This window comes from Pseudomonas lurida (assembly GCF_013522705.1).
GTDB lineage: Bacteria > Pseudomonadota > Gammaproteobacteria > Pseudomonadales > Pseudomonadaceae > Aquipseudomonas > Aquipseudomonas quebecensis.
Genome location: NZ_JAAMRE010000021.1, coordinates 34502 through 55619 on the forward strand (window position 1 = coordinate 34502; position 21118 = coordinate 55619).

18 protein-coding genes and 1 pseudogene are annotated in these 21118 nt (G+C 63.5%); 1 reads left to right on the top strand and 18 read right to left on the bottom strand.

The window, feature by feature from the left end:
- Positions 1–32: 32 nt before the first annotated feature.
- Genes G7025_RS17375 through G7025_RS17430 form a run of 12 tightly spaced genes read right to left on the bottom strand, consistent with a single transcriptional unit; the run spans position 33 to position 10745 of the window.
- Positions 33–2363 carry an MMPL family transporter gene (locus G7025_RS17375; protein ID WP_181080366.1) on the bottom strand — a complete coding sequence of 777 codons (2331 nt, stop codon included), beginning with the start codon at positions 2361–2363 and terminating at the stop codon, positions 33–35.
- Entirely contained in the window at positions 2335–2925 is a 591-nt protein-coding gene (locus tag G7025_RS17380; RefSeq protein ID WP_181080367.1) for an outer membrane lipoprotein carrier protein LolA, read from the bottom strand. Before G7025_RS17380 ends, G7025_RS17375 begins: the two co-directional genes overlap by 29 nt.
- Positions 2922–3347, bottom strand: coding sequence for an acyl-CoA thioesterase (locus G7025_RS17385; protein ID WP_181080368.1), 426 nt, complete (start codon positions 3345–3347; stop codon positions 2922–2924). The genes G7025_RS17380 and G7025_RS17385 overlap by 4 nt, the downstream gene beginning before the upstream one ends.
- Positions 3340–4881: an HAL/PAL/TAL family ammonia-lyase gene (locus tag G7025_RS17390; RefSeq protein ID WP_181080369.1), complete on the bottom strand. Its 1542-nt coding sequence runs from the start codon at positions 4879–4881 to the stop codon at positions 3340–3342. The genes G7025_RS17385 and G7025_RS17390 overlap by 8 nt, the downstream gene beginning before the upstream one ends.
- Complete coding sequence (locus tag G7025_RS17395; protein WP_034095529.1) at positions 4865–5800, bottom strand: LpxL/LpxP family acyltransferase; 936 nt, start codon at positions 5798–5800, stop codon at positions 4865–4867. The genes G7025_RS17390 and G7025_RS17395 overlap by 17 nt, the downstream gene beginning before the upstream one ends.
- Positions 5797–6531, bottom strand: a complete 735-nt coding sequence (locus G7025_RS17400; protein WP_181080370.1) for a glycosyltransferase family 2 protein — start codon at positions 6529–6531, stop codon at positions 5797–5799. The genes G7025_RS17395 and G7025_RS17400 overlap by 4 nt, the downstream gene beginning before the upstream one ends.
- On the bottom strand, positions 6524–8188 hold the full coding sequence (locus tag G7025_RS17405) for an acyl-CoA synthetase family protein (protein WP_181080371.1): 1665 nt from the start codon (positions 8186–8188) through the stop codon (positions 6524–6526). The genes G7025_RS17400 and G7025_RS17405 overlap by 8 nt, the downstream gene beginning before the upstream one ends.
- The gene (locus G7025_RS17410) at positions 8185–8730 is read right to left on the bottom strand and encodes a COG4648 family protein (protein ID WP_181080372.1); all 546 of its coding nucleotides are present in this window, start codon (positions 8728–8730) and stop codon (positions 8185–8187) included. The genes G7025_RS17405 and G7025_RS17410 overlap by 4 nt, the downstream gene beginning before the upstream one ends.
- Positions 8727–8981 carry an acyl carrier protein gene (locus G7025_RS17415; RefSeq protein ID WP_181080373.1) on the bottom strand — a complete coding sequence of 85 codons (255 nt, stop codon included), beginning with the start codon at positions 8979–8981 and terminating at the stop codon, positions 8727–8729. The genes G7025_RS17410 and G7025_RS17415 overlap by 4 nt, the downstream gene beginning before the upstream one ends.
- A gap of 9 nt (positions 8982–8990) precedes the next feature.
- Complete coding sequence (locus G7025_RS17420) at positions 8991–9260, bottom strand: phosphopantetheine-binding protein (RefSeq protein WP_181080374.1); 270 nt, start codon at positions 9258–9260, stop codon at positions 8991–8993.
- The gene (locus G7025_RS17425) at positions 9244–10050 is read right to left on the bottom strand and encodes a lysophospholipid acyltransferase family protein (RefSeq protein ID WP_181080375.1); all 807 of its coding nucleotides are present in this window, start codon (positions 10048–10050) and stop codon (positions 9244–9246) included. The genes G7025_RS17420 and G7025_RS17425 overlap by 17 nt, the downstream gene beginning before the upstream one ends.
- Complete coding sequence (locus tag G7025_RS17430) at positions 10026–10745, bottom strand: beta-ketoacyl synthase chain length factor (protein ID WP_181080376.1); 720 nt, start codon at positions 10743–10745, stop codon at positions 10026–10028. Before G7025_RS17430 ends, G7025_RS17425 begins: the two co-directional genes overlap by 25 nt.
- Positions 10746–11082: 337 nt before the next feature.
- Here G7025_RS17430 and G7025_RS17435 point away from each other — a divergent pair, with 337 nt between their 5' ends.
- Positions 11083–11853 (top strand): ParA family protein, encoded by a 771-nt coding sequence (locus tag G7025_RS17435; protein ID WP_181080377.1) that lies wholly within the window; start codon positions 11083–11085, stop codon positions 11851–11853.
- Positions 11854–11986: 133 nt separating this feature from the next.
- On the opposite strand, the gene trxC is transcribed toward G7025_RS17435, so the two are convergent.
- The 6 genes and pseudogenes from trxC to G7025_RS27145 all read right to left on the bottom strand — a co-directional run.
- The gene (gene trxC, locus G7025_RS17440; RefSeq protein WP_181080378.1) at positions 11987–12421 is read right to left on the bottom strand and encodes a thioredoxin TrxC; all 435 of its coding nucleotides are present in this window, start codon (positions 12419–12421) and stop codon (positions 11987–11989) included.
- An 87-nt stretch (positions 12422–12508) separates the two neighbouring features.
- Entirely contained in the window at positions 12509–13972 is a 1464-nt protein-coding gene (gene selO, locus G7025_RS17445) for a protein adenylyltransferase SelO (protein ID WP_181080379.1), read from the bottom strand.
- Positions 13973–14020: 48 nt separating this feature from the next.
- Positions 14021–17404 (bottom strand): mechanosensitive channel MscK, encoded by a 3384-nt coding sequence (gene mscK, locus G7025_RS17450; protein ID WP_181080380.1) that lies wholly within the window; start codon positions 17402–17404, stop codon positions 14021–14023.
- Between the two features lie 49 nt (positions 17405–17453).
- On the bottom strand, positions 17454–19196 hold the full coding sequence (locus tag G7025_RS17455; protein WP_181080381.1) for a potassium/proton antiporter: 1743 nt from the start codon (positions 19194–19196) through the stop codon (positions 17454–17456).
- 175 nt (positions 19197–19371) lie between these two features.
- A complete protein-coding gene (locus G7025_RS27140; protein ID WP_370694756.1) occupies positions 19372–20244 on the bottom strand; it encodes a methyl-accepting chemotaxis protein in 873 nt (290 codons plus the stop codon).
- Positions 20227–20997: pseudogene (locus tag G7025_RS27145) on the bottom strand (MCP four helix bundle domain-containing protein); the annotation flags it as partial. The gene G7025_RS27140 and the pseudogene G7025_RS27145, both read right to left, overlap by 18 nt.
- Between the last annotated feature and the right edge of the window lie 121 nt (positions 20998–21118).

Consider the following 21118-nt stretch of genomic DNA (forward strand, 5'->3'; position numbering starts at 1 on the left):
AGGGCTCCTTGCCGCATTGGCGATAATCACATTCATAAGGCATGTTTCTGTTGGCCGGCCCAGGGCGCCAGCATAAAGCTGAACGCCAGGCCCAGGCTGACCGATAGACCGAAATTACTCACCGCCGGTGTACTCGACACCGCCAGCAGACCAAACGATAGCCATGTCGTCAGCGCCGCCAGCAGTGTACCCAGCAGGCTGACCGCCGCGCCGCCGATCTGTTCGCGCATCAGGATCGCGTAGTCGACACTGATCGCCGTCACCAGCAGCAGGCCGAACAGGCTGAACAGCGTCAGCGGCTGGCCCAGCCAACCGAGGCTGGCCAGGCTGCACAGCGCGGCCAGCAGCGGCAGTGCGACGATGCGCAAGGCACCGCCGACACCAAACGGCATGATGAGCAGCAGGACGATCAACCCGCACGACAGCAGCTTCAATTCGGCGGCGCTGATCTGCGTGGCGGCGAACACCCGGTTCAGGTCACCCAGGCGATCCACCAGTTGCACGCCCGGCAGATCCGCCGCCTGAGCGTGCAGCAACGCCGGGTTGTTCAAGCCTTGCAGGCTGACCATCGCCGCCACGCCGCCGTCCACCGGCCCCAGCCACAGTGTGCGCCAGGGTTCGGCCAGCGGGCCCGCCAGTGCGGCGTCGATGTCTTCGGTGGGCAGCGCCTGCAGTTGTGCGATTTCCGCCTGCAGGGCACTGGCGGGCACGCCGAGGTCCAGCAGCGGCTGCCAATGCTGGGGCAGGCGGTTCAATGCGTCGCGCACCTGCTGTTGCTCGGCGGGGCGGCTGACCAATTGGTTGAGTGCCAGGTAGCCCTGTAGTTTGCCCGTGTTCACCAATTGATCCAGACGCTGGCCCAGGGTGTCCAGGCGCTCCAGCAACTGGGGCTGGTCCGGCGCGCGCACCAGAAAGAACTGGCTGGTGGGCTGGAACCCGGTGATGCGCGCCACGGCCTGGGCCTCCTGTAGCAACTGCGGCGGCGCGCCGATCCATTGGCGAATGTCGTTCTTGGTATTCAACTGCCACAGGCCGCCGGCGCAGAACAGCAGCACCAACGCCAGCAACACCGCACTGGGGACGCGCTTGAGCAACGCGGCGCGCAGCTGCCATAGGCGTTCGGCGATGCGCAACGGCCAGTGCGCCGGGCGCAGTTCGACGCCGTTGAGCAGCGCCGGCAACAGGCACACCGCCGACAGGTACGCCCCCACCAGCCCGGCGGCGGAGAACACAGCGATCTGGGTCAGTGCCGGGAACGGCGTCCAGGCCAGCGCCAGGTAGCCGATGCAACTGGTCGCCAGGCTCAGGCTCAGCCCCGGTAACGTCAGGCGCAGCGCCGGCCAGCTGCGCCACGGTTGCAGGCTCCAACTCTTGGACAAGTAGTGCAGCGGGTAATCCACCGCCACGCCGATCAAGCTCGAGCCCAGCACCAGCGTCATCACATGCATATGGCCGAACAGCGCCACACAGGCCACCGCGCCGAACAGCATGCCCACCAGTACCGGCACGAACGCCAGCAGCACGCGCCAGCGCCGGAACGCCAGCAACAGCAGCAACAGAATGCCTACGGTCGCGCCGCCGCCAACCCAGGTGATTTCGCGAGTGGCCTGTTGCTGACCGTTGGCGGCGTACAGCAGGCCGCTGGCGGCCAGCAATTGCGCGCCCTGTGCGTCGGCCTCGGCGCGGCTGGCCTGGAGCAGGTCCGCCACGCGCAGTGGCAGGTGCATATCGAAGGCGTTGCCGGTGGTGCGCGCGCGCAGCAGCACCCAACTCTTGCCGTCGGCATCGGCAATCAGCGCACCGCTGCCGATATCCAATTGCACCGCGCCACGTTGCGGTTGGCTGTTCTGGATGCGCCCCGTCAGGCCCAGCCAATCCTCCTGGCTGGGCACCAGGCTGAAGCCGGTGAAGGGGTCGAACAGCGCTTGCACACGCTGCTGGATGAAAGCGTCGGGATGCTCGATCAGTTGCGCGCGGTCCTTGGCCGACAGCATCGCCAGACGTCCGCGCAGCAGTTGCTCGCGCAGCGCCGGTAGATCGGCCTGCAGGTTCCACTGCACCTTTTCGAACAGGCCGCTGGCCTGCCAGCGTTCGCCCAATTGCCGGGCCACGGCCACCGCCTGCTGGCGGTCGGTGTGCCCCACCAGTACCAGCATCTCGCGGTTCAGCGGCTCCTGCATGCGCTGCTCGGCCTGCTGCTCCAGAGCATTCGGCGTGCTGCCGGGCACCAGCTCCATCAGGTTGGCCGACAGTGGCGCGCCGTGGCGCCACTGCCAGCCGGCCAGGGCCAGCACGGCCACCAGCAGGATCAGGAACAGGCGCGGCAGCTGGCGCTCACTGGGCAAAATCGTGTTGCTCCGCATCGCTCAAAGGTTGATCGGCGGTGCTGTCCTGCATACGCAATACGGTACTGTCGCCCTGGGTTTCCAGCAGTTCGATGGTTTGCACCAGCGCGCCACCCTCGATGTTGATCCGGGTGAATACTTGCTTGAGCAGCAGCGAGCGCGGGATCAGCGTGAGCTTCCACTGCGTGGCCTCGCCTTGCAGTTGCAGCTCGAAGTCACGTTGCAAGCCACTGCTGTCGCCTTGCAGCACGGCGAGGAACAAACGATTCTGCTCGGCGCCGGCGCTCTTGTTCGGCAGCAACTGCCAGCCATTGGCATCACGGCGGGCGATGCCTTGGGCGCTGATGCGGTAATCCTGTTGCAACGGCGTCTTGAGCAGCCATAGCAAGCCGTGGTCCTTGGCCAGGACGAAGGTGCCTTTGCTGACCAACGGCTGCGGCAGGGCGCGCAGGTGTTTTTCTTGGGTGAAGCTGCCGTGGATCACCGAGGGTTTGGCCAACTGGTCGCTGAGTTGCTGCAGGTCGAAGGCCTGGGCTTGAAGCGACAGCAGCAATGCGCCGAGGAAGGTGATCAGTTTCATGACAAGGCCCTGTCGACGGCGTCGGTGAAGACTTTGGGGGACGCCAGCTGCATCTCGCGAGTGACGATTTCTACCGCCACCTGCACGGTGCTGGCGCGGGTCAGGCGCTCGCCGCTGGCCCGGTCGGTAATCAGGTAGTTGACCTTCAAGCGGTTCTCCCATTCCACCAGGCTGGCGCGCACATTGAGGGTCTGGCCGAACACCGCCCCCCGCACATAGCGCAGTTGCATGTCGATGACCGGCCAGGCATAGCCCGAGTCGAGCATGTGCGTGTAGTTGTGGCCGATCTTGTCCAGCAGCGCGCAGCGCGCCACTTCCAGGTATTTCACATAGTGCCCGTGCCACACCACGTGCATGGTGTCGACATCGAAAAACGGCACGAGGATCTCGGTGTCGCAGTGCAACACGCCCTGACTACGCATGCAGCCTCCAATGTTGTTCGGCGATGCGTTGCAGACACAGGCGCAGCTCGCCTTCCAGGGCGCGGTCTTCGATCACCGGTGGGAAGTCTTGGGTCAGTTCTGCGTGCATGGCCGCCAGCGCCGGTGGCAGCGGGCGCGCGTCGTCGGCCTGGGCGCGCAGCCACACGCCCTGGTTGGCGGCCAGCAGCGTGGCGGCGGCGACCTGTTCGGTCAGCTCCAGCACGCGGATCGCATCGCGGGCGGCGATGGTGCCCATGCTGACTTTGTCCTGGTTGTGGCATTCGGTGGAGCGCGAGAACACGCTGGCCGGCATGGTGTTTTTCAACGCTTCGGCGGTCCAGGCGCTGGTGCCGATCTGCACCGCCTTGAAGCCGTGGTTGATCATCGCGCGGTCGGCCGGCGCGCCGGACAGGTTGCTCGGCAGGCCGTGGTTGTAGCGCACGTCCACCAGCAGGGCCAGTTGTCGGTCGAGCAGGTCGGCGACGTTGGCCACCAGGGTCTTGAGGCTGTCCATGGCGAAGGCGATATGCCCGCCGTAAAAATGCCCACCGTGCAGTACGCGTTCCTCCTCGGCGTCGATGATCGGGTTGTCGTTGGCGCTGTTCAGCTCGATTTCGATAAACGAACGCAGCCAATTCAGGCTGTCGGCCAGCACGCCGAGCACATGGGGAGCGCAGCGCAGCGAATAGCGATCCTGCAAGCGGTGCAGCGGCGCGGTGGGTGCATCAATCGCCAAGTCCTTGCGCAGCCAGGCGGCGACTTGCATCTGCCCCGGGTGCGGCTTGGCGGCGAACAGGCGCTCGTCGAAGTGTTCGGGGTTGCCTTGCAGCGCCACCACGTTCAGCGCGGTGATACGCGTGGCCAGTTGCAGCAGATAGTCGGCGCGGGCAAACGCCAGGCAGGCCAGGCCGGTCATTACGGCGGTGCCGTTCATCAAGGCCAGGGCTTCCTTGGGGCGCAGCACCAGCGGTTGCCAACCCAGTTCGCGATGCACATCGGCGGCCGCGCGGCGTTCGCCACGGAACAGCACCTCACGTTCGCCGGACAGCGTCGCCGCCACATAGGACAGCGGCGTCAGGTCGCCGCTGGCGCCCACCGAACCTTCCTGCGGGATCAGCGGCAGCACGTCGTGTTCCAGAAACGCTTGCAGACGCTCCAGTAACTCAACGCGTACCCCGGACACGCCGTGGCACAGCGACTGCAAGCGCGCGGCCAGCACGGCGCGGGTGGCCTGGGCGTCGAGTAACTGCCCCAGGCCGCAGCCGTGGAAGGTATACAGATGACGGGGCAGGGCTTCGACATGCTGCAACGGTACCGCCACCACGCAAGAGTCGCCGTAGCCGGTGGTCACGCCGTAGATCACGCCTTCCTTGTCCAGCAGCGAGTCGAGGAACTGCGCGCCCTTGGCGATGCGCTGGCGATAGGCCGCGTCGCTTTGCAGTTGGGTAGGCACCTGACGGTTGGCCAGGGCCAGCACGTCTTCGATGCGCAGGGGGCGTTCGCCAAAGGTTACCGGCTCAAGATGCGTCGTCATCGGTCTTCCAGAAAGGGTAAAAGTTGAACCATTGTTGGGGCGCTTCCAGGCAGAAATCGGCCAGGCGCGCGGCGTAGCGTGAGGTCCACTGGGCGATGACCTGCTCGCGGGTGCTGCGTTTCCATTCGATCGATGGCGCGAACGGTTCGATGGTCAGGCGATAACGGCCATTGTGCTTGAGGCACATCAGCAGGTTCACCGGGCAGTTGAGCAGGCCGGCCAAGAGCCAAGGGCCCTGGGGAAATGCGGCGGCGTGCCCGAGGAAATCCACGCGCACCGTGCGCCCGCCGTGCAGCGGCACGCGGTCGCCGGCAATCGCCAGCCATTCGCCTTCGTCCAGGCGCTGGCTGAGCAACAGCATGGTCGCCGGGTCCAGCTCGCTGACCTGAATCAGGCGCAAATGGGTCGCGCCGGCTTCGCCCAGCAAACGGTTGAAACGTTCAGCGTGTTTGGTGTGTACCAGCACGTTCATGGTCACTTGTTCGCCGATTTCCGCCAGGGCGCGGCACACTTCCAGATTGCCCAGGTGTGCCCCCACCAGCATCTGCCCGCGCTCGCCGCGCAATTGCCCGCGTAGTTTGGCCGGGTCGTCGATGTCGATCTGTTCGATGCGCAGCTTGCCGTTCCACACATCGAGCTTGTCGAGCAGGGCGTCGGCGAAGGCCATGAACTGGCCGAAGACTTTTCTATGGGAGGGGCGCAGTTCATCGCGCCCGCTCCACTCGGCCAGGCGCTGCTGGTACTGCCAGGCGCTCTGGCGCGCGGTGCGGCCGAACACGAAGAAGTACAACACGATGCCGTACAGCACCGGGCTCAGCAGGCGCCGGCCCAGCACCTTGGCGGCGAACGCGGTGAGTTTCATCAGCCAATAGCTGCCGCGTTCTTCGCGGTCGGCCCAGTGCTTGGTGCTGTCGCTCATGCCTGCCACCGCCGCCACAGGATCATCGGCGCGCGCACCAGCATGCCGAAGAACAGCCGCGCATGCATGGCGCTGATGCGCACGTTGTCGCGCAACAGGCGAAAGTGCGACAGGCCGTCGGCCGGGTAGTGCACCTGCGTCGGCAGCCAGCGCATGGGCTGGTTGCGCCAGGCCAGACGCACCAGGATGTCGGAATCAAAATCCATGTGCGTGCCGATGTAGGCCGAATCCATCAGGGCCAACACCAGCGCCAGCGGGTACACGCGAAAGCCGCACATCGAGTCGCGGATCTGCAGCGACAGGGTATTGATCCATACCCATACGTGGGTCAGGTAACGCGCGTACAGCCGGCCTTTGGGCACGCTTTCGTCGTATTCGGGGTAGCCGCAGATCAGCGCGTCGGGCTGGCGGCGAGAGGCGTCGATAAAGGTCTCGACTTCGCGCAGGTCGTGTTGGCCGTCGGCATCGACCTGCAAGGCATGACTGAAGCCCAGGCGCGCCGCTTCGCGAAAGCCCGCCATCACCGCGCCGCCTTTGCCCTGGTTGGTCGGCAGGGTCAGCAGGGTGACATTCTCCAGCCGCGCCAGTTGCGCCAGCACCGCTGCGCAGGCCGGGCTGCTGCCATCGTCCACCAACAGGCACGGCAGGCCGCTGTTCAACAGGCTATGGACCACGGCGGGCACGGCGGCTTCGTGGTTATAGACCGGGATCAGCGCGCAGGGGTTATGCATGGGCAGGTTCCAGCAGAATGCGGCCACTGGAGCACGCGGCGACGTCGTTGCGATAGGCGAAATACAATTTGCCGCGCTCTGTGTCGAAACGCAGGTGCAGTTCGATCTGGTCGCCGGGGCGTACCAGTTGCTGGAACTTGAGCACTTCCATGCCGGCAAAGGTCGGCGGCAGGTCGAGCAGTTGTCGGCCGAGGTTGAACGCCCATTCCACTTGCACCACCCCCGGCAGAACCGGTGTGACCGGAAAGTGCCCGCTGAAATACGCCAGGTCCGGCGGTACGCTCAATTGCAGCGTCCATTCGCCGTCGATTTCAACCTGTTCCAACACCTGCGGTGCCTTCGGCCGTGGCGCCATGAGCAGCGCCGCCACGTCGGCCTGGGGCAGTTTGCCTTGGGCGTTGAGTGGCAGTTGGCTCAGCAGGCGCCAGCGGCGCGGCAGGGCCAGGGCTTCGCAATGTTGGCTCAAGTGCTGGCGCAGGGTCTGGGTGACGCTGCGCCGCCCCTGATTGCGCAGGGCGTGCACACCGGCGGCGCTTAACACCACGAGGGCGCCGAGGGACGCGCGGTTTTCCTCGACCACGCCCAACCGTGTTTCGGCCACCCACGGGTGGGCCATCAACGCCTGTTCGAGCATGGGCAGGGAGATGCGTTTTTCTTCCAGTTTGACGATGCGATCCAGACGCCCCAGCAGCTCGAAGCGGCCATCGGCATGCAGGCGCGCGGCGTCGGCGGTCTGCTCGATATGCCCGGCCGGCAGGTACGGCGAAGCGATGCGCAGGGCGCCGTCGGCGTCTTGGCTCAGGTGCACATCGGCAAACGGCTGCCAGGGTTGATTGCCCTGGCGCCAGGCAATGCCGCCGGTTTCCGAGCTGCCGAGGATTTCCGTCGGCCATTGCTGCAGGCGTTCATACAGACTGCCGGCGGCTTCCATCGGCAACGCGCCGCCGGAGGAGAACACGCGCGCTACCTGGCTCAGCGCCGGCCAATCAAGGTTGTCGCCCATGCGCTTGAGCAGCGCCGGGCTGGCCACCCAGGCAAACCGTGTGTGTTCGCGGCTGGCGCGCTGTAAATCTTCGGGGAAGGCCAGTTGCTGACGCACAAACGTGCGACCGGCACACAGCGGCCACAGCACACGGAACAGCAAGCCGTAGATATGCTGCGTGGCGACACTGCCGATGATGCAGGCACCGTCGAGGTCGGCGCCCCATAGGGTTTCCAGGGCCTGCACTTCGTTGGCCAACTGGCGCAGGGTCTTGTCGATGCGCTTGGGTTCGCCGCTGGAGCCGGAGGTGCACAGGCTCAGTTGGCAGGTGTCCAGGTCCAGCGCGGCCGGGTTCAGGGGCGACTGATACACGGCGTCAAGGTCAGCGGCCTCGGTCAGCCAGGCATCCACGCATTCGTCCCAGCGTTGACGGGTCTGGGGTTGCAGGTCGGCGGGCAGCAGCACGCTGACCCCGGCACGCCAGGCGCCCAGCAGGGCGATCGCCAGCAGGCCGGCATCTTCCAGGTGCACGGCCAGGCGCTGGATGCCACGGCGTTGCAGCCCGGCGGCCAGGCACAGAGCCTGGTCGCGCAGTTGGGCGTGATTCAGGTTGGCGCACACCGAACGCTGCGCCACCGGCTCAAGCAACAGATGCTCAAGGTTCAACCAATTCATATGCGGCCCCGCACCCTTTGTCGTACCAGCCATTCCACGGCAAACAGCAGCCCCATCAGCCCGTAAGCGATCAGGCCGTTGTACAACGTCCACCAGCTCAGCGGTGCCCACAAGGTGAGGGCGGCCGCGAGCAGGCCATTAACCAAGAAAAAGACACTCCAGACCACGGTGACCTGGCGCGTGTACACGATGGCTTCGGGTGGCAGCTCCGGTTCCGTCATGCGCGCCAGGCGTTCAACCATCGGCGGGCCGTATTTCAGGCTCAAGCCGAACAGCGTGAGCATGAACGCGCTGACCAGGCTCGGGTACCAGCGCAGCAGCTGCGGGTTGTCGAACCAGGCCAGCAGCAGGCAGAACACGATCACCGCCACCGCCATCCAGCGGCTGCCGGGTCTGCGCGCGGCGGTGAGCGCCCGCAACAGCCACAGGCCGCCCAGCAGCAGGCCGAATTGCCACGGCGCAAAATGCTCGGTGCCGTAATACACCGCGAAGGGGTACAACAGCCCCGCCAGCAACAGGCCAAGGCCGATCAGCCGGCTCATGCGGCCGGTTGGACCAGACGGTACACCGCCTCAACCACATCGTTCACAGTGCGCACCGCCTTGAATTCCTCGGCGGCGATCTTCTTGCCGGTCTGGCGCTTGATATGGTCGATCAGGTCCACCGCATCGATGCTGTCGATTTCCAGGTCCTGATACAGGTTGGCGTCGAGGGTGACGCGCTCCGGGGGCAGTTCAAACAGTTCCACCAAGGCATCGCGCAGGGTGTTGAAAATTTCGTCACGAGTTTGCATGGTCCGGTCTCAAGCTGCCTGTCTGGCCGTGACGAACGCCGCAAGGCTGGCCACGTTGGTGAAGTGATTGCGGGTGTCCTTGGCGTCGGCATCGATCTTGATACCGTACGTTTTCTGGATCGCCAGGCCCAGTTCCAGGGCGTCTACCGAATCCAGGCCCAGGCCTTCGCCGAACAGGGTTTGATCGCTGCCGATGTCGTCGGCGCTGATGTCTTCCAGGCCCAGGGCCTCGATGATCAGCATCTTTATGTCGTGCTCAAGGCTATGTTGGTCGCTCATCTTCGGCGAGCTCCTTAGTGAAATAGTGATGCAGGTAATCGTTGAGCTTGCGTGAGGCCTGGGGCGCGGGCCCCAGAGTTGCGAACGCCTGTGGTTCTATATCGGCCCCGACCCGCAAACTGAAGTGCACGCGGCGTTTGGGGATGCGATACCAGGGTTCGGCCTTGGTCAGGGTGGTGGGGCTGACTTTGATCATGACGGGGGTGATGATTGTCGCACCTCGCAGGGCAATGGCGGCGCCCCCGCGATGAAAGGCCGGCGCGGCGCCGGGCGTGGTGCGGGTGCCTTCGGGGAAGATGATCAGGGTTTGCCCGCTTTGCAGGGCGCCGGCGGCGGCGTCGAGCATCTCGGCGCTGCCGTCGTTGCTGATATATCCGGCGTCGCGTACCGGCCCGCGGGTAAAGGGGTTCTGCCACAGGCTCTGCTTGACCACACAATTGGCCTGGCGTACCAGGCCGATCAGGAACACCACATCGATCAGCGAAGGGTGATTGGCAATGATCATCTGGCCGGGGCGACCGAGTTTTTCGGCGCCTTCGACGCTGTAGGTCAGCACGCCGGCGCGTTGCATCAGACCAATGAAGAACCAGAACAGCCAACTGATCATGTGCCGCGCACGACCTCGATGCCGGGCCGCGCTGCCCGGCAGGCAATTGAGCAGGGGAAACACCAGCAGGCGCAGGCACAGCCCGCCGACACCGAACAGGGCGAAACTGGCGGCCGTGGCGCACAGGCGCCAGTAGTAGGCGTCCCTTGGCTTGTCGGTCATGGCGTGCGTTGCCAATTCCATACGCGGTTCTTCCAGGCATGTTGGCACGCGCCCTGGTTGGTGAGCAGGGTGCGCAGCAGGTTCAGGGCGTGGGGCCACTGGGTTTGAGTGGCTTGGACAGTGCCGGTGGTGAGTTCCAGTTGCCACTCGTCGCCTGGGGTGAGCAGCAGGCCAAGCGCGTAGGGGAAAGGCACGTCATGGATCCAGCTGGCATAGGCGGCGGGCGGCTGCTCTTCGGTGATCACCAGCAACACCGCCGGTGCGCCTTCATTGAGCAACGCGGCGGCTTCGAGCAGGCCGTGTTCCAGGCCGTCGCCGGCGGCGGCGAGGGCGGTCATTTCGCTGGTTTCATTGCGCAGGATCGACCACAGGCCGATCACTGCGTTGTGCACCGACAGGCTGAACTGGGTCGGCGACAATGGCTGTTCGTGGGCCAGGTCGCTGAGGATGTCGAGGGTGCGCGGGGTTTCGCCGTGGCGCGACACAAATACCAGCGGCAGGTCCTGCAGGCCCTCGGCCAGCGGCCAACCCACACTGAAAGCCATGCGCGCCAGGCGGCTCAGGCGTCGGCGTTGAATGGCTGGCAGAAATGACACGTCGGGAGAGGCTTCGCTTTCGGGCAGCAACACCGGGGCCTTGCACCAGGCGTGCCAGTCGTCCGCACTCTCCAGGCCAGGGGCCCAGGCGCGCCATTGGGCGATGTTGAAGTTGATCACTGAGAAGTTATCCCGCCCCTGCGGGCTTCCATGTGCGGCATTTGGCCCCGAATACCGGGACAGGGAGCAAGCGCCGAATGGCGCGCATTATCCGGGTGCCGTGGGGTTCTAGCAAACATTGGTAAAAAAATGTTCAAGGTCGATTACAAAATCACGGGAAAGATTGACAGATTGTCCGTTACCCAAGCGCTGGTTGGATTGTCAGACCGTTCCGAATCATTCGTGTGTGTCATACGACTGCGTTCTGTCGATGCAGCACTGCATGGATGAACGAGGTAGCTAACAGGCGCTTTTGCCCTCTACACTCGGACATTCATTGATACACGGAGGTTTTTCCATGCGGCGTGTGGTGTTCAATCAGAAAGGCGGCGTGGGTAAATCCAGCATCGCCTGCAACCTGGCGGCGGTCAGCGCCAGCGAAGGCTATCGAACCCTGTTGGTGGACCTGGATGCACAAGCCAATTCAACCCAGTACCTCACCGGCTTGACCGGCGACGACATTCCCATGGGCATCGCCGATTTTTTCAAGCAGACCCTGTCTTCCGGGCCGTTTTCCAAGAAGAACAAGGTGGATATCTACGAAACGCCGTTCGACAACCTTCATGTGATCACCGCCACCGCCGAACTGGCAGACCTGCAACCCAAACTCGAAGCCAAGCACAAGATCAACAAGCTGCGAAAGCTGCTGGATGAACTGGGCGAAGATTACGACCGGATTTACCTGGATACACCCCCGGCATTGAATTTTTATGCGGTTTCGGCGCTGATTGCCGCTGATCGCGTGTTGATCCCCTTCGACTGTGACAGCTTCTCGCGCCAGGCCCTGTATGGCCTGCTGGCGGAAATCGAAGAATTGAAGGAAGACCACAACGAAGGGCTGGAAGTGGAAGGCATCGTGGTCAATCAGTTCCAGGCCCGCGCCAGCCTGCCGCAGCAGATGCTCGACGAGTTGATCGCCGAAGGCCTGCCGGTGCTGCCCGTGTACCTGGCCAGCTCCGTGCGCATGCGCGAATCGCACCAGGAAAGCCGGCCGCTGATCCACCTTGACCCACGGCACAAGCTGACCCAGCAATTTGTGGAGCTGCATAACCTGCTGGAAGGCACCTGAGCTCAAGCGCCACACAGATCCAAGGCGGGAGGGGCTTGCCCCGATAGCGTATTGCCAGCTAACTCATTTGGAGCTGACCCTCCGCATCGGGGGCAAGCCCCCTCCCACAGTGTCCAGCATTGTGTCGGTCCGGTTATATCCCCTGGCTACGCAACCAGCTCATTAATTGCGGCAGCGGGAACGCCCCGCTCTGGCGCGCCACTTCACGGCCGTTTTTGAACAGAATCAGACTGGGTATCGACCGAATCCCCAGTTGCGCCGACAACGGCTGGTTGGCTTCGCTGTCCAGCTTGGCCAGCCGGCACTTGCCTTCCAGCTGCCCGGCCGCCTGCTCAAACACCGGCGCAAACGACTTGCACGGCCCGCACCAGTCGGCCCACACATCCACCAATAGTGGCAGATCGCCCTTGATCTGACTGGCGTAGTCGCCTTGCTTCAACTCGAAAGGCTTGCTCAGTAGCACCGCTTGCTTGCAGCGCCCGCACTTGGGCGCATCACCCAGACGTTCGCCGGGGATGCGGTTGAGGCCGTTGCAATGGGGGCAAGGGATGACGAGAGGTTCGGACATGGTGGGCTCCTGGGATGGCCAATGGATTTTATTTGGCGCCGCCGCCGGTGTTTATCAAGGTAGCCAGCATGCGTCGACCTCTCGATTTCACGACGAACAACTGATCTCCAGATGCTTACCCCAATCCGGCGGCCGTTGCGCGTACTGTTCCATGCCGGGCTGCTCCTCAAACGGCTTGGAAAGCACCTCGTGCAGCCGCCGTACTTCGCTGTAGTCACCTGACTCGGCGGCGGTAATGGCGTTTTGCGCCAGGTAATTGCGCAGGATGTACAGCGGGTTTACCGCGTGCATCCGTTCACGACGCTGTTCTTCGCTGTAGTCCCCGTCCCGCGCTACACGGGCTCTATACAGTTCCGCCCAGGCATCGAACCCGGCCATGTCGACAAAATCATCGCGCAGCTTCGCCACCGCCAGCGCTGCCGATTCATCCCCCAGGCGGCGCCAGAACAGTGTGTAATCCACGCCGCTGTTCTGCATCAGCTTGAGCAACCGCTCGACCAGCTTCTGGTCGTCGTCCTCGGCGGTGGTCAGCCCCAATCGGCGGCGCATCAGGTCCAGGTAGTGGGCCTGGTAGTACGGCAGGTACAGGCCAAGCGCTTCCTTCAAGGCGTCCACGCTGATAAACGGCGTGAGCGCCTGGGCCAGCGCGCTGAGGTTCCACTGGCCAATCGGCACTTGGTTGCTGAAGGAATAGCGCCCTTCATGATCGGAATGGTTGCAGATGAAATGCGCGTCAAAATCATCCAGAAACGCAAACGGCCCGTAATCGAAAGTGATGCCCAGGATCGACATGTTGTCAGTGTTCATCACACCGTGGCAGAAACCATAGGCCTGCCATTTGGCGATCAGCTCGGCATTGCGTTCGACGATTTCGCGGAACATCGCCAGATACGGCTCGGGCTGTTCGCGGCATTCGGGGTAGTGCAGGTTCAACACGTGTTCGGCCAGTTGCGCCTGCTGCTCGGGCTGCTTGGTGTAATAAAAATATTCGAAATGCCCGAAGCGGATGTGGCTGGGCGCCAGGCGCAGGACCATTGCGCCGCGCTCTTGCTTCTCGCGCCATACCGGCGTGTCGGAGCCGATCACGCACAGCGCGCGGCTGGTGGGAATGCCCAGGGCGTGCAGCGCTTCGGACGCCAGGAACTCGCGAATCGACGAGCGCAGGACCGCGCGGCCATCCCCCATGCGCGAGTAGGGTGTCATCCCCGCGCCCTTGAGGTGCAGGTCCCAGTGTTCGCCGGCTTCGTTGTACACCTCGCCCAACAGCAACCCCCGGCCGTCGCCGAGTTGCGGCGTGTAGCCGCCGAACTGGTGCCCGGAATACACCATCGCCCGCGGTTCGGCTTCGGCCCACAGCTTGTGGCCACCGAACAGTTCGGCAAACACCGGCGTTGCCGCCACCGCCGGGTCGAGATCGAGCAGGGCCATGGCCGCATTGCTTGCCACCACCAGGCGTGGCTCGTCGAGGGGCTCGGGCAGAACGTGGGTTGAGAACGCGTCGCCCAAACGGGCGAAGCGGTTGTCGAAGGTCAGTTCATCGAGGGCTTTCACCGGCCATCTCCAGCAGAATGCCCCCGCATTTTGCTGGGGCTGGATGCGTTAGTCGAGTTTGCTCGGTGGCGGTTCAGGTGCATCCTGGACTTTTCCGGCGGGCGGCTCGGGTGCGTCCTGCTCCGGCGTCGAGGCGGCGATGGTCTTGCGCTCGTCCTCGACCGGCACCAGCTTATATTCCTGGCCGTGCATGTTCTTGAGGTACACCTCCATCTGCCGGAACGAGATGTTGATGTGCTGTTTCTTGAACTCACGGTTGATATAGCGGTTGACCTCGTCCAGTACCGGGTTGCGGTCGCCCAGGTCGCGCACGTGCATGCGCAGTTCGTGGTCCAGAGTGCTTTCGCCGAAGTTGAGGAAGTACACATGGGGTTCCGGATCTTTCAGAACCCGTGGGTTTTCCCTCGCGGCCTTGAGCAGCAGTTCCTTCACCAGGTCCAGGTCGGAGCCGTAGTCCACGCCCAGTTTCAGCGTGACGCGGGTGATGGTGTCGGTCAGCGACCAGTTGATCAGTTGCCCGGTGATAAACGTTTTGTTCGGGACAATGATGTCCTTGCGGTCGAAATCGGTGATGGTGGTGGCGCGGATGCGGATCTTGCTCACCGTGCCCGACAGGTTGCCGATGGTGATGGTGTCGCCGATGCGCACCGGGCGTTCGAACAGGATCATGATGCCGGAAATAAAGTTGGCAAAAATTTCCTGCATGCCGAAGCCCAGGCCCACCGACAGCGCGGCCACCAGCCATTGCAGCTTGTCCCAGCTCACGCCGAGGGTGGACAGGGTCGAAACAAAACCCACGCCGGCAATGATGTAGGACAGCAAGGTGGTGGTGGCGTAGGCGCTGCCCTGGGCCAGGTCCAGTTTGGACAGCACCAGCACTTCCAGCAGGCCGGGCAGGTTGCGCGCCAGGGCGAAGGTGATGCCAATGATGATCAGCGCGCCGAGCAAGTCGCCGATGCTGATGGGCACCATGCTGATATTCGCGCCGGTGCCGCTGGTGTATTCGTACAGGGTGACGTTGTCCAGGTAGGAAAATACCGAGATCAGGTCCGACCACACCCAGTACAGGGCCGCGATGAAGCCGCCGAGCAAGGCCAGGCGGATCAGGCGCATGGACTGTTCGTTGACCTGTTCGATGTCCAGGGTCGGTTCTTCGATCACCGCTTCGCCTTCGCCGGCTTCCTTGGCAGCCTGGCGTTTGGCCAGGGCACGCGAATAAGCCAGGCGCCGCGCCGCGACACCGAGGCCGCGCACAAAGGTGGCTTCGATCACCAGCCAGAGCATCAGCAGGTAGAGGGTGTTGATCAAACGGTCGCTGAGCTTGAGAGCGGTGTAGTAGTAGCCGAAGCACACCGCGATAAACAGCGCGACGGGCAGCGCGGTGAACAACAGGCCCACGGCTTTGCGAAACAGCGAGGCTTTTTCGTGGGTCGGGCTGTAGAGCAGCAGGCGACCCAGCAGCCAGGCCATCAACGCGTAGCAGGTCAGCACCACGCCGATGCCCAGCACATCGTCGGCCAGCGCCGCCGGCTGGTGTTCGGCGATAGCTACCACCGCCACGAGTGCCAGCACCACCAACCCGAGCTTGCGCACCCAGCCTTGGAGGAATTCAACCTGGGGTTTTTCCCAGCGGAAGTGCAATTCGGCCACGCCGCCCGGCGCCAGAATCCGGTAAGCGGTGTAGAACACCAGCCACGCCTGGGCCAGCTGCAGCAGCGCCGAACCCAGGTTGGCGTTCTGCCCTCGGGCGTCGATCTGCAGCGCGTAGCCGCACAAGGCCAGGCCCAGGGACACCGGCATGGCCAGCAGAATGTTGATCAGAATGGCCTGCGGCGTGTGCCACTGGCTGTCGCGCTTGAAGTGGCCGATGTCCAGGTGCACCTTGTTCAGGCGCTGATACAGGGCCTTGCGGCGCCACAGCAGCGCGCCGATCAACAGCAGCAATGGCAGAAACAGCAGCGGGCGCTGGATCAGGCCGTCATACAATTCGCTGACGCTGGAGGCCCAGGGCAGGGTGGTGACTTGCTTGCTCAGGTGCGCCGGCACGGTTTCCAGCCACTCAGTGTCCAGCGGCTTGTTGCTGGGGATCCAGAACATCTGTTCGTCCAGCGTGGCGCGCAGGGTGGTGGCGGTGCTGAGCAGTTGTTTCTGGTTCAGTTGCAGGGTGATGGATTCGTTCAGCAGCGCGCTTAACTCGCGGCTCAGGCGTTCGAGCAGGTCGCTGCGGGTAATCGCCAGTTCCAGCAGGGTGCGCCGCAGTTGCGGGGTCACCTCGTCCGGTGGCTGATTGGTCAGCAGGTTATCCACATAGGCACTGGGGGAGCTGATCAGCTCGCGCTGCTGGTTGACCTCGAACTGGTACAGGCGAATGTTGGCGATATCGTCCGCCAGGTCGCGGTCCACCGTCAGACGCGGCAATGCCTGTTTTTGCTTATACAGAATCTTGGAAAGCAGCAGGCTGCCCTTGAGCACGTTGATCTGCTCGTCCAGCGCCGAGTCGCTCTGGGTGACGGTGTCCAGCTGCTGCTTGGTCTGCAGGTTTTTCTGGGTCAGGTCGTTGAGGCGGTCGGTGCTTTTGAGCAGGTAGTCCGAGAGCTTCAGGTTGGCCGCGCTTTCGGTGGCCAGCAGGCTGCTGCCGCCGGCTTTCTGCGCTTCGATGGACTGCTGCGTAACGGTTTGCTGCGATTGGGCCAGGCGCTTCTGGTTGATCAGGGTTTGCAGGTCCTGGATTTCCTGCTCCAGGCGCGCGGTTTTTTCCTGGATCAGGTCGTGCTGGCTGTTGCCCAGGTCTTGCAATTGGCTGTTGCCGGCCAGTTCCTGGCGGCGCAACGGGATCAATGCGTTCAAGGCGGCGAGTTCAGCGTTCAGCTGGTTGCGCTGGTCGCCACTGAGGGCTTTGCCATTGTCCTTGCCGGTCTTGAGGATCGTATTGATCTGCTGGATGCGCGTCTGGCTGCTGCTGATTTCGGTCTGCGCCCGCTCGGGGCGGGTCTGGGCGGCGATGGTCAGGCTATTGGCGTCGGCCAGCTCTTTTTGCAGGTCGCCTTGCTGGGTGCTGCGCTGCACCAGCAGTTGTTCGAGCTGCGGCACCGGCAACGTGGCGTAGCGCTGGGCCACGGGCACGATTTTGGTGGCCTTGAGTCGGGCCAGCTCGCGCTGGTTATCGGCGGTCTCGCGTGGCGCGTTTTCCAGCTGGCGCTTGAGGTCGGCCAGGCGCTGCTCGTAATCCTGCTTGTTGCTCAGGTAAGTCAGCGTCTGCTGCAGGATCGCCTGCAACGCCTTCATGTCGGCGTCGGGCAGCTTGCGGTCGGGCAGTTTGTCCAGGGATTGCTGGATGGCGTCGGCGCTGGGAGGGTCGGCGGCGTAGACGCTGCCGACACAAAGAGTCAGGCCCAGCAGGGCAGTGGCGAGAAAAGTGCGCAGGATTGGCATAGAGACCGGTCGAGCAAGTGAAGAATCGGGGGCATTGTCGCCCCGCAGTTTAGAGGAAGAGCCCGGGGCCCGGGCGACTTCCTTCGGGGAATCTGACGCCGACTTTGCCGATCTTGTTCCCGTCCATGACCGCGACGGTCCAGATGGTGTTGTTCCACTCCACCTGGTCGCCCACCACCGGGGCGCCGCCGACTTTCTGGGTGATGAATCGGCTCAGCGGCATGTCCGGATCGATGCCGTCGAGTTTGAGGCCGTACAGCGCCGATACCGCACCCAGTTGGGCGTCGCCTTCGAGGACGAAGTCGCCGAAGAAGCGCAGGTCCAGGCCACGTTGCGGCGCCTGGCTGAACAGTTTGCCCAGGGCCGGCAGGTTGTGTTCGTGGCCGATGACACAGAGCAGATCGCCGACTTCCAGCACCGTACTACCCGACGGATGGAGCAGTTGTTGGCCACGAAACAGCGCAGCGATGCGCGTGCCTTCGGGCATTTTCAGCTCACGCAGGGCCGCGCCGATGCACCATTTTTCCGCGCCCAGGCGGTAGACGAACAACTCCCACTCGCTGGTGACGTGGACCTCGAGTGCCGCGCGGGAGATCGGCGCCGGGTCCGGCGGAACGGTGACCTTGAGCAGCTTGGCCACCCACGGCAGGCTCGTGCCCTGCACCAGCAGCGACACCAGCACGATAAAGAACGCCAGGTTAAAGTACAGCTGCGCATGGGGCAGGCCGGCCATCAGCGGGAACACCGCCAGGATGATCGGCACCGCGCCGCGCAGGCCGACCCAGGCGATGAAGGCTTTTTCGCGGCCGTGGAAGGCCTTGAACGGCAACAGGCCGACCATCACCGACAGCGGCCGCGCGAACAGGATCATCCACAGCGCCAGGCCCAGGGCCGGCAGGGCGATCGGCAGCAGGTCATGGGGCGTGACCAGCAGGCCCAGCACTAGGAACATGCCGATCTGCGCCAGCCAGGCCATGCCATCGAGCATATGCAAGATGCCATGCCGGCTGCGCACCGGGCGGTTACCGATGACGAGGCCGCAGAGGTACACGGCGAGGAAGCCGCTGCCGTGGAAGGCGTTGGTCAAGGCGAAAACGAACAGGCCGCCGGCGATCACCAGGATCGGATAGAGGCCGGTGGCCAGGTTGATACGATTGACCAATTGCAGCATCAGCCAACCGCCACCCAGGCCGACCAGGCCACCGATGCCGAATTCGCGCACCAAATGTGTCAGCAGGCTCCAGTGCAGGCCGGTCTGGCCGCTGGCGAGCATGTCGATCAGGGTGACGGTGAGGAACACCGCCATCGGGTCGTTGCTGCCGGATTCGATTTCCAGGCTGGCGCTGACCCGCTCATTCAGACCCTTGCCGCCCAGCAGTGAGAACACCGCCGCGGCGTCCGTGGAACCGACAATCGCGCCGATCAGCAAGCCTTGGATAATGTTGAGGTTGAACAGCCAGGCCGCCGCCATGCCGGTAAGGCCGGTGGTGATCAACACCCCGACCGTGGCCAGCGATAAAGCCGGCCAGAGCGCCACGCGGAAACTCGCCACCCGGGTTCGCAGGCCGCCGTCGAGCAGGATCACGGCCAGTGCGAGGTTGCCCACCAGGTAGGCGGTCGGGTAGTTGTCGAAGATGATGCCGCCGCCGTCGACGCCGGCGACCATGCCCACGGCCAGGATGATCACCAGGATCGGGATGCCCAGGCGTGAAGAAAGAGAACTGACCAGAATGCTCGCACTTACCAGCAACGCGCCGATCAAGAACAGGCTGTTGATGGTCGTCGCATTCAAAGGCAGTACTCCATAAGCAGATACATAAGACGAGGCGCAAACTGACCATGCAGTCTGCGTGCCAGGGATTCTAACCTGTTGAATTGCCGCCCTGTCAAAAAGCTTTTCTGATTCACCTGGATCCAAATGGGGGAGGGGCAAGCCTCTCCCACATTTTTCAAGCCTGTGCAGGCAGTTAGAGGCGGAAGCGGCCTACCATCCCGTTCAGGTCTACCGCCAGGCGTGACAATTCGCTGCTCGCGGCGCTGGTCTGGCTGGCGCCCGTAGCCGATTGCACCGACAAATCACGAATATTCACCAGGTTGCGATCCACTTCCCGCGCCACCTGCGCCTGCTCTTCCGCCGCGCTGGCGATCACCAGGTTACGTTCGTTGATCTCGACGATTGCGCTGTTGATGGTCTCCAGGGACATCCCTGCGCCTTTGGCGATGTTCAGCGTCGATTCCGCGCGCTCGGTGCTGTTACGCATCGAGTTCACGGCGTGTTCGGTGCCGGCTTGGATGCTGCCGATCATCCGCTCGATTTCGCTGGTGGACTGCTGCGTGCGATGGGCCAGGGCGCGGACTTCGTCGGCGACCACCGCAAATCCACGCCCGGCTTCACCGGCACGAGCCGCTTCGATGGCGGCGTTCAGGGCCAGCAGGTTGGTCTGGTCGGCCAGGCCGCGGATCACATCCAGCACTTTGCCGATGTCCCGCGACTCAGTGGCCAGGTCACCGATCAAGGTGGCGGTGGCCTGCACGTCGCCGCTCATACGCTCGATGGCGCTGACGGTTTCCTGCACCAGATCGCGGCCGTCGCCGGCTGAAGCGGTGGCATTGCGTGAGGCTTCGGACGTGCTCACGGCATTGCGCGCGACTTCTTCGACGGCGCTGGTCATCTCGTTGACCGCCGTGGCGGCCTGTTCGATTTCGTTGTTCTGTCGGGTCAGGCCGCGCGCGCTTTCGTCGGTGACTGCGTTCAGTTCTTCCGCCGCCGAGGCCAACTGAGTGGCCGAGCCGGCGATACGCTGCAGGGTGTCGCGCAATTTGGTCTGCATCTTCGCCATGGCGGCGAGCAGGCGACCGGCTTCGTCGTTGCCTTCGACCTGGACCGGCTGCGTCAGGTTGCCCTCGGCGATGGTCTCGGCGGCGCTCAATGCCTGGGAAATCGGCAGCGTGATGCTGCGGGTCAATAGCCAGGCGAACAGCATCGTCAACGCGGTGGCGAGCACCAGCAGGCCCACCACCAGGTCAAAGGCCAGGGTGTATTGATCCTTGGCTTCCTGATTGGTCGCCAGCGCCATGCTGTTGTTGATATCCAGCAGGCGTGTCAGTACTGCGTTGACCTGCTCCGAGTTACTCAACAGCTCAGTGTTGAGCAGGGTCCGCAGCTGATCCATCTGATTAGCCAGGGACAGGCTCTTCATGCGCGCTTCGATCTGGTGGTACTGGCCGAGCAGCTGCACGTACTCATCGTAGGCAGCGCGCTCCTCGCGGCTTTCAATCAGCTTTTCGTAGGTAGCCTGGGCGGTGCGGATCTGTTGGTTGCGCAGTTCGAACGCTTCCAGGGTTTTTTGCTGCACGTCCGGTTCGCGATTGGTCAGCAGGCGGTACGACAGTACCCGCAGGCGCAGGGTCAGTTGGGTGAATTCATCCAGTGCGCGGATGCTCGGCACACTGGACAGGGTGATGTCTTGCGCGGCGGCTCGGATCTTACTCATCTGGTTCAGGGCAAACACACCGAGAAACAACATCAGTGCACCAATCAACGCGAAACCGAGGAAAGCCCTCGGCGCGATATTCATATTACGAAGCGACATGCTGAAATCCTGAAGGGGGAAAAGCGCGATCCGTGCGGCCGTGAGACGGGATGTGCATGGCTATCGGTCGTAAGACTAAAGTCTAAAGGGGGCTGTGCGTTTTTGTCGCACCTGACGAGGG